The organism is Schaalia turicensis (assembly GCF_019380255.1).
Classification (GTDB): domain Bacteria; phylum Actinomycetota; class Actinomycetes; order Actinomycetales; family Actinomycetaceae; genus Pauljensenia; species Pauljensenia turicensis_A.
The window spans coordinates 1738488-1752016 of sequence record NZ_CP048928.1; the positions used below are offsets into that span (position 1 = coordinate 1738488).

Sequence of the window (13529 nt, forward strand, 5' to 3'; positions counted from 1 at the left end):
CTTCATCCGTAACTTTAAGTATCTAGATTTTCGCCGTTAGCAGAGATGACCCCAATAGGGGTAAGTAATAGCACTCCATATAGCGAAGTAAAAGTTTGGGGTGAAGACTGCACTAACAGCACTAATGTACGTCTGACCGGGGGTTTCTTTATTCTGCGACCTGGCGCAACCAGCCCTCATGCCGCCCTTTCTCACGAGCCCTGTCCTGAAGACGAGGTGCTCGCCCTACAGGCCCACCGCTCAGGGTTGGGGCAGGCACAAAGCGCGGCCGCCCACCCTCATGCCGCCCTTGCCCACGTACGACCGACTTGCCCAAGTCGTGATCTGCTTTGATGATCCGTACGCTGCGCCCCAACCAGGCCGCCGCCACCGCTCACCGTGGCGAACCCCGAGCCAATGACCGGAGCGAAACTTGCCGCTCGCCGGCATTGCTGAACTACTGCTGCTCGCGTTCCCGCCCGTCCTGCTCACGCAGGTGCTCGAATGGGTCCACCACGCTGTGGACGCCATGCTGCGGGCACACCCACATGATGCGCACTCCAAACCCGTCAGCACCTGATGGCTCAGGCTGGCAGTCGCCGCCGCACTCCGAACAGGTGCGGTAGCTCTCGTCCGGGTCGCAGAACGCCCCCTCCGGGCCGATTGACAGCCTGCTCACTACGAAACCTCTGCATACTTGCCCGTACCATTCAACGCTGCGTACAAGGTCTGGCGGCTAACGTTAAGGTCCCTGGCCACTTTGCTCTTTGGTACTCCGGCAGCGATGCGGACGCGTGCCTCGTCAATTTGATCGGAAGAGAGTTTGGGGGCTTTGTCGTACTTACCCGCCTTCTTTGCTAGTGCGATTCCTTCAAGTTGGCGTTCTCTGATGGACTCGCGCTCTAGTTCCGCAAATGCGGCGAAAATCGTAATCATCGCCCGGCCTTCTTTGGTCGTCACATTCAGTTGCGGTGTATCTACGAACTCAATAGAGACATCTTTCTCGACTAACTCGTCGATCGTCTCTAACAGGTCCCGCGTATTGCGCGCCAGCCGGTCAATGGACTTCACCTTGATCACATCCCCTGGCTGTACGAGCCCGACGAGTAAACGCAGCTTTTCCCGATCTTCCCGGCTCTTGCCAGAGACAGACTCCTCAATCAGGGCATCCACACCGGCAAGCGCTTCGCGCTGCCTGTCCAGATTCTGATCGGTCGAGGACACCCTTGCGTAGCCCCACACTCGTCTAGTCATGTCTAAAGACCTTCCGCCATAGGTGTCCGATGAAGTACTCCCTGGACATCATCTTACACGGAATCTAGCGGCGATCCGAAGTGTCAAACAGGTACACCTTGTTGTACAGTAGAAACATGCAAAGTTCCCCAGCCCGGATGCCCGTGTCGCATCACAGAAAAGCGAAACCGGTACTCAAGTGGGCTGGAGGCAAGACCCAGATCGTAGATGATCTGATGGGGCGACTTCCGAAGAAGTTTGGAAAATACATCGAACCGTTTTTCGGCGGCGGAGCACTGTTCTTCGCCCTTGAGCCGAGTTCCGGTGTTATCGCCGACATCAATCCCGAACTTGTGAACCTATATACAGCAATTCGCGATGAGTTGCCTGCGGTAATCAAGCATCTTAAGGTCCATAGGAACAACGAGGACCACTTCTATGACGTCCGTGCTCAAGATTGGAAAACCCTTGCCACGGCCGAAGCAGCGGCACGAACCATTTTCCTCAATCGGACATGTTTCAACGGCTTGTACCGGGTGAATCGATCCGGTGGCTTCAATGTGCCATTTGCGGGATATAGCAATCCGAAGATTCTGGACGTAGAGAATCTCCATGCCGTGTCTGAAAGCTTGCAGGGAGTCGAGATCGCTCTGGGGGATTACAAAGCAGTGCTCGCCGCACATGCAGAACCTGGTGACCTAGTCTTCCTCGATCCGCCCTACTTGCCTATATCGAAGTACTCAGACTTTAAGCGCTACACCAAGGAACAGTTCTACGAAGAAGACCACGTCGAGTTGGCCGCTGAGGTCGAGAGGCTCCATGAGCTCGGGTGTCACGTAGTTCTAACGAATTCTAATCACCCACTGGTCCACGAATTGTACAGAGGTTTCAAGATCGATGTGCTCCAGACTAAACGCCACATCTCCTCGCGTGGAGATCGCCGGACAGGTGAAGACGTCGTTGTCGAGATTCCGCCTAAGCAACGATTTACTCTCAAACTTGCGCCCGAACCACTGGATGATCAAACGCTCAGGTTCCCTGCCACAAGGTACATGGGCTCTAAAAGTAAGCTGTTGACTGATATTTGGTCGGTGGCGAGTCAGTTTGAGTACGAAAACGTTCTTGACCTGTTCTCAGGCTCTGGAATTGTTTCCTACATGTTCAAAGCCAAGGGCAAGAACGTACTGTCCAACGACTACATGGCCTTCAGTGCCAACATAACTAAAGCGCTGATTGAAAACTCTAGTCAGTTATTACCGCAAGATCGTGCTCGGAAGCTCGTGGAAACCACATTTCCCAACGATGGGTTCGTCGCTAATACGTTTTCTGGTCTTTATTACGAAGACGCGGATAACCATTTCATTGACTCGATGCGAGTTGGTATATCCCGAATCCGTAATCCTCATCAGCGCGCCATTGCGATGGCTGCACTGATACGAACCTGCCTGAAAAAGAGGCCACGAGGCATTTTTACCTATACCGGCATGCGTTATGACGACGGTCGAAAAGATCTGCAAACTAGCTTCGCCGAGCACTTCCTAGCAGCTGTTGATTCGCTGAATGACGCGGTGTTCGACAATAAGGGACATTCCAAGTCCCGTCACGGTGACGCTATGACGGTTCGACCGCAGCAGGACGCGCTTGTCTACATTGATCCACCTTATTACTCACCGCTGTCCGACAATGAGTATGTGCGTCGCTACCACTTCGTCGAAGGACTTGCACGGGACTGGGTGGACGTAGAGATTCAAGAACACACTCTCACCAAGAAGTTCAAGTCCTACCCAACGCCCTTCTCTTCACGGAGCGGTGCGCATGACGCATTTGATCGCTTGTTCAAACGCCACCGCGAGTCTGTGCTGCTAGTGTCCTACTCCTCCAATTCTCAGCCAACTCTGGAGGAGATGGTTGCTTTGATGAGCAAGTACAAACGCCACGTAGAGGTTGTTCCAGTGAACCACCGATACTCGTTCGGAAACCAAGGCCACAAAGTTGGAGACAACAAGAATCAGGTCCTTGAATACCTGTTTGTGGGTTACTGATGAGTGCGCCGGTAGTCCAGCCGAGAGTTCGGCCCTGGCATATTGCGAACACGACTATACGTAGTCCGTTTCGGCTGAAGGGCGGTCTGGAGGCGCTTATAGCCAACGGTTTTGAAGGGAATATGAGCAAGGCTCAAGAGGAGAGCATTGCGCTCGCGCTAGACGATTCCGGAGTCATATCCCTGGCGGAGACGACCACGGATATAACCTCAATCGCTCGCAAGTGGCGGAGTGTCCTCGTAAAGCTCGGGTTCCTTTGGCCAGACGTCGGGATGAGGCCAAAGATCAATGGTGTTGATCAATCTGAGATAGGCGCACCCTTCACGTTGACTCCAAACGGGAGAAGATTGCTCGCCGCCAAGTCTCTACAGGGCGAGCAAGAAGTCATGCTCCGTTCGTTGGCGGCACTACGCCTACCGAGCCCACTCGAACCCGGTTACGAATTTGCGGGCTTTTCTCCGCTCAAACACGTGGTTCATATTCTTGAGAAACTGGAAGAGGCACATAGTGAGCCATATATATCGCGGCTTGAAATGGCCTCGATTGTAATTCTCACCAATGGGCAAGATGATCTCGACGAGATCGTGAAGGACATCATGAGGCAGCGCCTCCTTCGCGCTGCCTCCAACGCCAAGCGCAGATTTGACACGCAAACCATCAGAGCCATCGCGGAAAGCAGAGGGCTGAACTACGGAACCCTTTACGACTACCAAGATGTGTCCTTCCGCTATCTGAAGGCAACTGGGTTATTCCAATCGCGCGGACGAGGCATCACGCTCGTTCCAGAGAAAAAGAAAACAGCAGAGTTGCTCGCTGCGACACCAGAACCGCAACTCAACGCCGTCGAGTATTTGGACCTGATTGCATCAGGCGCAGCGCTTCCAACCGACACTCAAGATGGCGCTACGGAAGTATTATCCGACCTGTTGTCTATCGCTTCGGAATGGACAATCGATTTCGACACATCGAACTATGACCTTTCCACGCCCGAAGGCGTCTCATTGGCGCGGCACGATCTTGAGCAGGTGATCTTCGATGCTAAAGAAATCCGCTATGCAGCGGACCAGGGAAATCAAATTGATGAGATCCTCGCCTATCTGCAAATGCTTGATGAGAACCGCAGCACCCAAGAGTTCGGCGAGGAGCAACTCTTCATTCCGAAGGAAGAACGTCCCGCATACTTCGAGTGGCTACTGTGGCGCGTTCTCTTAGCCCTTGATCACCTAGTTGTACCTCCAAATAAGGTAAGGCGCTTCAACATAGATCAGGACTTCCTGCCTGTGAGTACGGCATCAGGAGGCGGCGCTGACGTTATCGCGGAGTACGCAGAATCTGTCCTCGTGGTCGAAGTGACTCTCACTGAAAACTCACGTCAAGAAGCCGCCGAGGGTGAGCCCGTTAGGCGGCATGTCGCTGATGTCTTGGAACAGTTTGAGCCCCTTGGCAAAGTCGTCTATGGGTTATTCATCGCGCGCCGCATAGACACTAATACTGCAGAGACTTTCCGGATTGGTGTCTGGTATAAGAGAAATGACGAGCGAGTAAATCTAGATGTCGTACCACTGACGCTGGGACAGCTTAGGAAGATTCTTCACGTAGGCGTCAAGAATGAAAGACTTGAGCCTGCACTACTTATCGACGTCATTGTCGAGGCCTCATTGGCGCGCCTCGAAACCAGTGGAGCTCCGGAGTGGAAGACGCGTATCGCAGAGATCGTTGGAGTCTAGGAACCGCCTCTTCGTAAGCCCCGCCAGAGGCGGAGCCGGGACCTCTCCTGAGAGAGCAGTGCCCGGCGTGCCTTTCTGAGCGCCACATTCACTTGAGCACGGCTGCCCGGTGCGTCGGTGCTGCTCTCCCTGATCGAAGGGAGAACCCACCATGGCGACTATTGTCATATCCACCACCCCCAGAGTCTGGATCGGCTGCCTTGCCTGCTACAACGAAGGCCGCCTGGTCGGCGACTGGTACGACGCCATAACCGCTGACGAGATCACCACCTACGACATACACGGCGCTCACTCGCGTGCAGACTCCCATGACGAGTTGTGGGTCATGGATCATGAGAACATCCCCGTCAAGGGAGAGATGAGCCCCGCCGACGCAGCCGCCTGGGGCAGGTGCCTGGCCGAGGTCGATGAGCACCTCAGGCTGGCGTTGATTGCGTGGGTCGAGTCCGGCGACTACGTCGCCGAGGGAAACTCAGACCTGCCGTGCATCCCCGACTTTATGGAGCGCTACTGCGGCGAGTGGGAGAGCTTCGAGGACTACGCCCGTGAGCTGGCCGATGACACCGGCCTGCTCGCTGACGTCCCCGACGAGATCGCCAACTACTTCGACTGGCGATCCTGGACCCGTGACCTCGCTTTCGACTACGCGACCCACGACAACCCCGAGGGCGGCCTGTTCGTCTTCCGGGTCATGTGAGGAGGCGGCTGCCATGTCGCACTACATCGTTATCGGACGCCAGCACAGCGCCGACCTGGCGATCCGATACTCGGATGAGGCCACAGCGAACCGCGCACTGGAACACAGTCTGTTCATCGACGGCCTGTGCGAGGAGGAGTGCCTGGACGCCTACACCATCGCCGAGGTGTTCGACGGGATCGAGATCGTGATCCCGCCGGACGAGGATGCCGACGACTGACAGTAACAGACCACGTAGCCAACACGGCTACGGGGTCTTGTCTTTTGCGCTGCCAACTAGCCCAGTGAAGGGCCGTGATCAGTGGCTTGTTGCTCTGGCCCACTAGGCACATCGCGTTCCTTCTGGTCGTCCAGCTCGTAGTCGCCAGCCCGAACCTCAGCACGCAACTTACGGGCTTGCTCCCTGCGCAGGTCAGCCAGTGGACCTTTGGTTGCCGCAGCCGATTCCCACAGCACAGTGGCGGCTTCCTTTTTCCTCTCCCGCTGGTCAAGAATGTGGAGCACTTCGGGATAGATTTTGCCGCCGTACATCTCCAAGAATCGCGTGCCGATTCCGGCTGGCACATCGGCAACCGCATCGAGGATATGTGCCAGTGGAGCGCCCGTTGCTCCGCTTAAACGGCAGGCTGAATCCAGCGCCTTTGAGGCATGAATAACCCCACTACCCTGAACGGAACGTATCCACCTCCCAAGACTCGCTTCCTTCAGAGAACGGGGAATACGGTGCCCAATGCTTTTCAAGCCGATGATGTCCGTCAAGACCAGGGGCGTTCCTACTTCGTCAATCCCAGCGAACACCACATCGGGAATGAACCGTTTCCACGAAGTCTCCCAAGCAACACCGGTCGGCGCACCTCCACGCAATCTGCCGGCCACATCCGCGACAAGAAGGGCAAAGCGCGCGCCATCTAGCTGTGTGAGCGGCGAACGCCACGGAGTGGTTCGGTGGCGTCGAGCCAAACTATCCGGCACAGAAGAGACGCTGGAGTGTCCAGCATTGTCGCGATCGTGCGATGACTTCTTGATTCCGACTTTTTTACCCCACGCTTTCACTAGGTTCTTTTCATGTCTGACCTGCGCATACTCAAGAAGAATCCAGGTAGTGACTGCGACGCAGCAGGCAACAAGGCTGATCATGGCGCACCGCCGTCCAGCCCGCACAGGCGCTGCATGTCAGTCCAAGCGCTACCGAAATGGGCTGTCCCGTCTTGGCTCACCTCAAGCGCAAGCCCACACTCAAGCTCACCGCCCTGACGTTTCAATATGCCGATTTGCCCGACCCATCGCCCGGGGAGCTGATCCTGTTCCGCGTAAGACGCATCAGTGTGCGGCTCTGCTTCGTCAGACGGCTGAGAAACCTGGGGTTTTATGGCACTGCGACGCATATGAATAACCGCATCAAACGCTGCGACCGATTGGTTAATGACCGCGGAATCACTGAGTCCCGCAAGGCCTCCCAGCGCATGTAATCGGGCGGGAACATCCTCGGCAGAGTTTGCGTGCAGGGTGGCCCATCCGCCGTCGTGCCCAGTGTTGAACGCGAGCATGACGTCGCGAACTTCCGGACCACGACATTCACCAAGAATCAGACGGTCGGGCCTCATTCGCATGGCTGCTCGCACGAGCTCCGACAGACTGATCCCACCCTTACCCTGCACATTCGGGTGCCGTTCGACAAGGGATACAGCGTGAGCGTGATCCGGGTGGAGTTCCGGAATTTCTTCGATACACACGATTCGCTCGTCGTGAGGGACAAGCGACAGCAGGGCTGAAAGAAGCGTCGTTTTTCCGCTGCCGGTTGCCCCGGAAATCAGAACGTTGGCACGACGAGCACACAATGCGCGAAGCACCTGAGCCACAACGGGAGCAACCGACCCGCACTCCTCCATTTCACTCAGTCCCATCCCGCGAGCGCGCGGGGTTCTCAGCGAGATGAGTGTCCCGGATGCGCTGGGGGCGGGAAGGACAGCGTGGAGTCGGATTCCTCCTTCGAGTGTTCCGTCAACGATGGGACTGGCATCGTCAAGGCGTTTCCCGCAGGCGGCCGCCATGTGTACAGCGAGGGCGCGCGTTTGGGCGTCCGTTGAATGTGAAAACTCGCGTTCTTCCAACCCAAAACCGCGGTCGATCCACGCGTGAGTGGAGTTAATGAGCACGTCGGTGACTCCGTTGATTGCCAGTAGGCGGGCGACTTCCGGCCCGGTTCCCTGGGCGAGAGTTCGGATTCTTTCTTGAAGGTGTCGCATTTCGTCGACGCCCGCGCCGGGGCGAGCGCTTTCTGCGACGGCTTTTTCGAGGTCACCGTGTGTTGCCAGGTGCCGCAGTGTTCGCTCTTCAATTTCTTGACGGCTCAGTCGCCATCCGTCTTCGGGTGGATTCTGAGCTTTCTGACGAGGCATGCTTTTGGGTGCGTGGGGCGTGAAGAACATCAGAGCGCACCCTCACCGATTCCAAGCTCGTGGAACAGGCGACGACAGTGCGCCTGTATTGCTCGCTTGAGCGTCAAGACCGGGGCGTTAGTCAGCGCGCGGATATTCCCACTATTCCCCGTCGTAGTCAGCAATACGCAGGGCAGGCAAGACTGAAGTGGCCACAACGTCAACGAGCACGCGCACTGGGTGGCGCCCTGGCGGTCTGCTCGTCCGATCAATACGAGTGCGCTCGCATGTGCACCCACGCAGGCGGCCGACCTCTCGTCCCACCGTCCACAGTCAACTACGCACCCGTGTCCGGCTTCGTTCAGACTTGAAATGACCGCGCCTAAGCGAGAGTCCAGTGGCGTAGCGACCCCAAGCCCATCCCCCGTTAACACGCTGACGCGTTGAACGATGGGCAGGGTGCGCGCAAGTTCGGGTGAATACGCTACTTCCCCGTACGCCAGATCCGCCCATCGCACGCCACGGCTCTCCGGTAGGTCTGCGCACGATGGGGCTGGTGCGTGTCCGCTTGCGTCAATGAGTACGAGGCCGCGCTCATGCGCGAGTTGGTGCGCAATCGAGCTGGTCCCGACTCCTCCGTTCCACCCAGCAACGCAGATACATGGGCGGGATGGATGCGTTGAAGACAATGCTGTCGCTTCCGTTTCTTCGCGCGGTTGTCCAGCGTGTTCACGAAGGATGGCGCGAAGAAGGTCCTCGTCTTCAGGAAGGCGGAATTGGCCGTGAGCTCCTACTTCGATGCGGGTGCTTCCCAGTCTGCCAATCGCGTACGGTCCGGCAATAACAAGAAGAGGCGAAGAGTAAGGTGTCCGGCCTCGTTCGTCTGCGTCCTCGAGCCACGAGTGCGCATCACCCACCTGGATGTCCACGTGCTCGCGCGCAATCATGCGACGCACGAAGCGCTCATCGTTGCGGGTAAGACCGTCGAGAATCAGACGCGCAGTGCAGGGCGCATACTCTGGCTTCACCGTCCCGAATCTGCCCAGCCCACGCCGAGCACCCCGGATGAAAGTATTGCGTTTACCCATCGAGTTTCCTCCAACACACCCGCCGAGCCCCACTGAAAAGACCCGACTCGTTGGACGCACTCTTGCACTGCGAACAGGCAGATTCCACGTGAGCGTAGTGAAATTGTGGAAGACTAATCTGATACCAATCGACCTGTGGATAAGCGGGGTCACAAGCCCCGCAATTTCACCAAATACGTCAGTGCCGACTCTAATCCGTCCCGCTGACCCTCGAATGGCAAGGAGCATGTGATGATTCAACCCCCGCTTCAGCGAAATTCAGCTGCCTTCTTTGATCTTGATAAGACGATCCTTGCCACGTCGTCCTCGATTGCTCTTCAGAGCTCCTTCGTTGACGCCGGCCTCCTGTCGCGCCGAGCTGCCGCCATGTCCGTCCTCGTCCAGCTTCCCTACCTGCTCAAAGGCGCAGATGAAAAGCGGATGGACAAGATGGCTGAAGCGATCGGTGACCTGGCCAAAGGCATGAATGCTTCCCTCCTTGAAGCGACCGTTGAATCCTCCATCAGCCACGCGATTGACCCGGTGTGTTTCACGCAGGCACTCGAAGAAATCCAGTTCCATCATGACCAGATGCGACCCGTTGTTGTTGCGTCCGCATCTGTCATTGAAATCGTTCGCCCGATTGGCAAGATGCTGGGTGCTGATGCCTGTCTCGGCTCGATCGCTGAAGTGAATGACGACGGTGAGTACACGGGCACCGTGCTCCACTACAACCAGGCGGCGAACAAGGCGGCGGCCTGCAAAGAGCTTGCCGCCAAACGCGGGTGGAATATGGATGAATGCTGGGCGTACTCCGATTCTGTTTCCGATATTCCTCTACTGTCTGCCGTCGGCCACCCGATCGCCGTCAACCCCGACAAGGGCTTGCGTGAGGCAGCCGTGAAGAACGGGTGGGAGATCATGCGTTTCACTTCGACCGCAGCTGTGCACCGAACGATTCCCACGCCGTCGCGTCGCACGCTTGCCATGATCGGCGCGGGTGTGGCGATTGGCGCGGCAGCCGTAGGGTATGTGACAGCAAAGCGCGCCTAACTACTAGGGCAACGTGTCACCTGCGGGTTTCTGGGCTAAGTCGCCTTTTGAATCGCCTACTGTCGGACCTGCTTGTACTTGACGAGCCTTGCGATCTAGCTGAGCCTGCCAGCTTGGACGTGGAAAGCAATGTCAGCGCCGATCTTCGCGCCGTATTCGAATGCGCGTATCGAATGAACAAGCCACCTGGCAACGCTTTCCTCGCTGGCAGCCACCCAACCGCCGAGCGCGCGCGAGGCTTCCGCTTGGTTCTCAGCATCGAAGGCTGAAATCACTGCGACACCCGTGGGTTCAACTCCTTGGGTGACCAGAAGCCATCGCGCAAGCCCATACCCGACCGCGCCAGATGCTGGATCAAAGACGGTGCGAAACCGGAAGTGCGCAACCAGGCAGGCTGCTTTCACAAGCGCCGGTAATTGCCCGTTGATCAGCGTCATCGCATATGCGAGCGCACCGCCGTCGTGTGGAATTGCTACGTGTCCAACATCGAGTCTTCCCGATTCGACGAGGCCGGAACAGGCATCTCGGTGGAGTCCCGCGATCAGGGCCGGAAGCGGCCGAGGGGTTTTTCGGGTGGGAACTCGAGCGTTTAAAGGATCAAAACCTGCCCTGAGGTTCGCTTGGGACCTCCAAATCCCCAGTGCCAGGTCCATCGCTGGATCGCGGGTGGCACCCGATCCGGTGCGTTCATCGGTGACAGCAGACCAAGGCACGTCATTCATTGAGGCGATACGCATGTCGTCAACATGTGTTCTGGCGCCACACAGGATCGCAATCGCTGCTGCCTCACGGACTGACGCCTCGGCGCGAGCTTCTTCCCAACCGCGACGCAATCCCTCGTGAAAGCGCAACGTGGTAAACGCCTTCAAGGCGTCCTCGCAAGCCAAACGTACTTCTTCGCGGGCACTCGCACCGGCGATGACGGCAAGCGTGGGGTCAACAAGGGAATCGATAGTCACTTCTTCAGACTACTAACCGGTGGCCACTGGGCGGGCATATGCCCGGATGTGCGACATACTTGAGGCATGAATCTTCGCCCGATCCCCCGTTCTGAGCACGTGCGCAGTGGCGTATACGCCCTTGTTTTTGCGCCCGTCGCCCTGATCTTCATGGGGTCGTCGATGGCTGATTTACAGGCGCAAGCCGCCGTTGGTCTGCCACTGGCTTCGGTCGAAGGTTTGATCGGTGTCGCGTTGGCGACGATTATCTTGGCATTGGTATCACTGAACTGCGAGGAGTCTCCCGCCGGAATGTACGTGACGTCCGCACTTTCAATTCCGATTGGGCTGAGCCAAGCAGCCGGTTACCTGCGCGTTCCACTCTTGCAGTCGATGATTTTGGATCTGCCAGATATGCGTTCGTCGGTCCTGTGGAGCCTCTACCCACTGTCGGTCACTCTGATCACCGGATGTGCCGCGGTTGCGCTGACGTATGCGCGCTACCCGGCAGTCAAAATCGATTCTCTGGTTCCCTATCCTGCGATTACAGGGCATCGGCACACGTGGGTGGCCTCGTTGTCGATTCCCGCAACGCTGATTGCGTCAGTACTCTTTGTCTTAGCGGCACCGAATGACACCAGCGCGGTGAGCGCGAACGGACTGTCCGCACTGGAGCCGGCGGCGGGAACGCACGCTCTCGAAACAATCATCGCCGCGATTCTCTTGGGTTTAACTGCTCTGGTCGCACGTTTTTCGTTGACCGGCCCGCAGGCTGGCGCGTGGCTGATCATGGCGGTTCCCACGTACATGCTGGTTCCGCTCTGGTCATCAATCACGGGTTCCGTGGTCACTCCGGGGCCCTCGGTGACGACTCAGTTGGCGCTTGCGTCTCCCGTCATTGCGTCCCTGGGATGTCTATTGGGCGCCTCCACAATGGGTATCTACGTGGCACGACAGCGGGTCAGCGTAGGGGACGAGGCCACCCAGCTTGATACACAGCGTGACCAAAACAATGGTGACGAAACGCGCCTAGCGGATAAATAAGCCGAAAGTCCGGCATTTTTCTCGATAGTGTGTACCCACAAGCAGGAGGAGCACCATGTCTGATCAGGATTTCACAACACCCAAGGACGATGACTTCGTCGCACCCGAAACATCCGAATACTTCAGCGATGAACCGATGATGGCCGAAGGTGAAGCTGCCGATAGCCCAGCACTTCCGCTGACCGGCGAAGAGGTTGACCTTCCAGGTGAAATCTCAAGCGCGGACGACATTATCGGCGAATCGTCTCTTGTTCAGACCGGCCAGATTGAGCCCGTGATTCTGACCCCGCACACGACCACCATCCCCGTGATGACGGACGGTATTCCTGCGATCGTCATCGACCCGGTTTCGGATCCGACTCCGACTCCGCGTGACGTGATGGCGAATCGTGTTGACACTCCCGCTACCGACGAAGCTCCTGCAACTCCCGCTTCGGTTGAAGCATCGACCGTTCAGCGTCGTTCCTTTATGACGGCCGCTCCGGTTGAAGAGGTCGAGGAAGAAACTGAAACCACGTGGAAGCCCCGCGAAGAGGCTGTTGAAACGACCGAACCGGAGCAGCCTTTCGTTGCGACGACTCCAACTTCGCTTGATGATTCGATCTTTGAAGGCGCAACCCTCACAGCAGAAATGCCGTCGCGCGCCGGAGCACACTGGGGTTCCCTGCTCTCGTTCTTCATCCTGGCACCGATCGCCTGGTATCTGGCCGCGGATGCTGGCTCGCGCATGACGAATGCGATGACGGGTGCTCCGATAACCGACACTCCTCTTGTGTCGACGCTGGCACTGGGTGAGCTTCTGGTTGCAATTGTGATCGGCACTGCTCTGCTGATCGCTGCATGTAAGTCCTCACTTGGCCCCTGCTTCTCCGGTGTGATCACCACGATCATTGGTCTGCCGTGGCTGGTTGTTCCGGCCATGACCGCCGAATACACCAAGCCGGTTTTGACATGGCTGTACAACTGGAACACGGTGGGCGCGAACTTCACGCACCACGTCCAGCTTGCCGGTTATTCCGGTCGATTCCTTCTGATGGGTATTGCCATGATCTTCATTGGCATCCTGTCCCACCGAGTCCGTCGCACCGGTCGCGCCGAAGAGGTCCTGCGTTCCGAGGTCGAAAAGGTGAACCCGACCAGCGCTCACTACACTGCGCGCGCACGTCGCAAGGCAGAAAAGGCCGCTGGCCTGCGCTGAAGATCCTGATCAGGCTCTCCCCGGTGGGTGCAAGCAAAAGCTTGCACCCACCGGCGTTTTTATGCCCAGACCATGCGCAATAAGCCGGATGAACAGTGATTAAACAAAGACGACAGAGGAATAAAACAGGTCGCCTGCTCGTTGTGATCAACGCACAAACGCTCGCAGATTCG

The 13529-nt window shown here is 57.3% G+C and carries 12 protein-coding genes; 7 read left to right on the top strand and 5 right to left on the bottom strand.

Translation table 11 applies throughout. From position 1 onward, the window contains the following. Positions 1-657: 657 nt before the first annotated feature. Complete coding sequence (locus G5S47_RS07615) at positions 658-1233, bottom strand: recombinase family protein (protein WP_257878442.1); 576 nt, start codon at positions 1231-1233, stop codon at positions 658-660. Positions 1234-1349: 116 nt separating this feature from the next. Between G5S47_RS07615 and G5S47_RS07620 the strand changes: the two genes are divergently transcribed. From G5S47_RS07620 to G5S47_RS07635, 4 genes are all read left to right on the top strand, one after another. Further along, the gene (locus G5S47_RS07620; RefSeq protein ID WP_257878443.1) at positions 1350-3254 is read left to right on the top strand and encodes a Dam family site-specific DNA-(adenine-N6)-methyltransferase; all 1905 of its coding nucleotides are present in this window, start codon (positions 1350-1352) and stop codon (positions 3252-3254) included. Between the two features lie 122 nt (positions 3255-3376). Further along, positions 3377-4981, top strand: coding sequence for an AlwI family type II restriction endonuclease (locus tag G5S47_RS07625; RefSeq protein WP_219585506.1), 1605 nt, complete (start codon positions 3377-3379; stop codon positions 4979-4981). Positions 4982-5132: 151 nt separating this feature from the next. Beyond that, positions 5133-5678, top strand: a complete 546-nt coding sequence (locus G5S47_RS07630; RefSeq protein ID WP_257878444.1) for an antirestriction protein ArdA — start codon at positions 5133-5135, stop codon at positions 5676-5678. Positions 5679-5691: 13 nt separating this feature from the next. Then, positions 5692-5898: a hypothetical protein gene (locus G5S47_RS07635; RefSeq protein ID WP_219585507.1), complete on the top strand. Its 207-nt coding sequence runs from the start codon at positions 5692-5694 to the stop codon at positions 5896-5898. Positions 5899-5954: 56 nt separating this feature from the next. Here G5S47_RS07635 and G5S47_RS07640 read toward each other — a convergent pair whose 3' ends face one another. The 3 genes from G5S47_RS07640 to G5S47_RS07650 are packed head-to-tail and all read right to left on the bottom strand — an operon-like array spanning position 5955 to position 9144. Further along, positions 5955-6815 carry a hypothetical protein gene (locus G5S47_RS07640; protein ID WP_219585508.1) on the bottom strand — a complete coding sequence of 287 codons (861 nt, stop codon included), beginning with the start codon at positions 6813-6815 and terminating at the stop codon, positions 5955-5957. After that, the gene (locus G5S47_RS07645) at positions 6812-8077 is read right to left on the bottom strand and encodes a TadA family conjugal transfer-associated ATPase (RefSeq protein ID WP_257878445.1); all 1266 of its coding nucleotides are present in this window, start codon (positions 8075-8077) and stop codon (positions 6812-6814) included. The genes G5S47_RS07640 and G5S47_RS07645 overlap by 4 nt, the downstream gene beginning before the upstream one ends. Positions 8078-8106: 29 nt before the next feature. Continuing rightward, positions 8107-9144, bottom strand: a complete 1038-nt coding sequence (locus G5S47_RS07650; protein ID WP_219585510.1) for a CpaE-like family protein — start codon at positions 9142-9144, stop codon at positions 8107-8109. A gap of 231 nt (positions 9145-9375) precedes the next feature. Here G5S47_RS07650 and G5S47_RS07655 point away from each other — a divergent pair, with 231 nt between their 5' ends. After that, positions 9376-10176 (top strand): HAD family hydrolase, encoded by an 801-nt coding sequence (locus G5S47_RS07655; protein WP_006680446.1) that lies wholly within the window; start codon positions 9376-9378, stop codon positions 10174-10176. A 95-nt stretch (positions 10177-10271) separates the two neighbouring features. Here the strand turns inward: G5S47_RS07655 and G5S47_RS07660 are convergent, their stop codons facing one another. After that, positions 10272-11135, bottom strand: coding sequence for a hypothetical protein (locus G5S47_RS07660; protein ID WP_219585511.1), 864 nt, complete (start codon positions 11133-11135; stop codon positions 10272-10274). 66 nt (positions 11136-11201) lie between these two features. Between G5S47_RS07660 and G5S47_RS07665 the strand changes: the two genes are divergently transcribed. Together G5S47_RS07665 and G5S47_RS07670 are read left to right on the top strand one after the other, a co-directional pair. Next, a complete protein-coding gene (locus tag G5S47_RS07665) occupies positions 11202-12158 on the top strand; it encodes a hypothetical protein (protein ID WP_179370026.1) in 957 nt (318 codons plus the stop codon). A gap of 55 nt (positions 12159-12213) precedes the next feature. After that, entirely contained in the window at positions 12214-13356 is a 1143-nt protein-coding gene (locus G5S47_RS07670; RefSeq protein WP_103632937.1) for a hypothetical protein, read from the top strand. Positions 13357-13529 lie beyond the last annotated feature (173 nt).

Bases quoted from the DNA above. Each gene is read 5' to 3' on its own strand.
- G5S47_RS07615 (WP_257878442.1), bottom strand. From the start codon at position 1,233: ATGACTAGACGAGTGTGGGGCTACGCAAGGGTGTCCTCGACCGATCAG.
- G5S47_RS07620 (WP_257878443.1), top strand. From the start codon at position 1,350: ATGCAAAGTTCCCCAGCCCGGATGCCCGTGTCGCATCACAGAAAAGCG.
- G5S47_RS07625 (WP_219585506.1), top strand. From the start codon at position 3,377: ATGAGCAAGGCTCAAGAGGAGAGCATTGCGCTCGCGCTAGACGATTCC.
- G5S47_RS07630 (WP_257878444.1), top strand. From the start codon at position 5,133: ATGGCGACTATTGTCATATCCACCACCCCCAGAGTCTGGATCGGCTGC.
- G5S47_RS07635 (WP_219585507.1), top strand. From the start codon at position 5,692: ATGTCGCACTACATCGTTATCGGACGCCAGCACAGCGCCGACCTGGCG.
- G5S47_RS07640 (WP_219585508.1), bottom strand. From the start codon at position 6,815: ATGATCAGCCTTGTTGCCTGCTGCGTCGCAGTCACTACCTGGATTCTT.
- G5S47_RS07645 (WP_257878445.1), bottom strand. From the start codon at position 8,077: ATGCCTCGTCAGAAAGCTCAGAATCCACCCGAAGACGGATGGCGACTG.
- G5S47_RS07650 (WP_219585510.1), bottom strand. From the start codon at position 9,144: ATGGGTAAACGCAATACTTTCATCCGGGGTGCTCGGCGTGGGCTGGGC.
- G5S47_RS07655 (WP_006680446.1), top strand. From the start codon at position 9,376: ATGATTCAACCCCCGCTTCAGCGAAATTCAGCTGCCTTCTTTGATCTT.
- G5S47_RS07665 (WP_179370026.1), top strand. From the start codon at position 11,202: ATGAATCTTCGCCCGATCCCCCGTTCTGAGCACGTGCGCAGTGGCGTA.
- G5S47_RS07670 (WP_103632937.1), top strand. From the start codon at position 12,214: ATGTCTGATCAGGATTTCACAACACCCAAGGACGATGACTTCGTCGCA.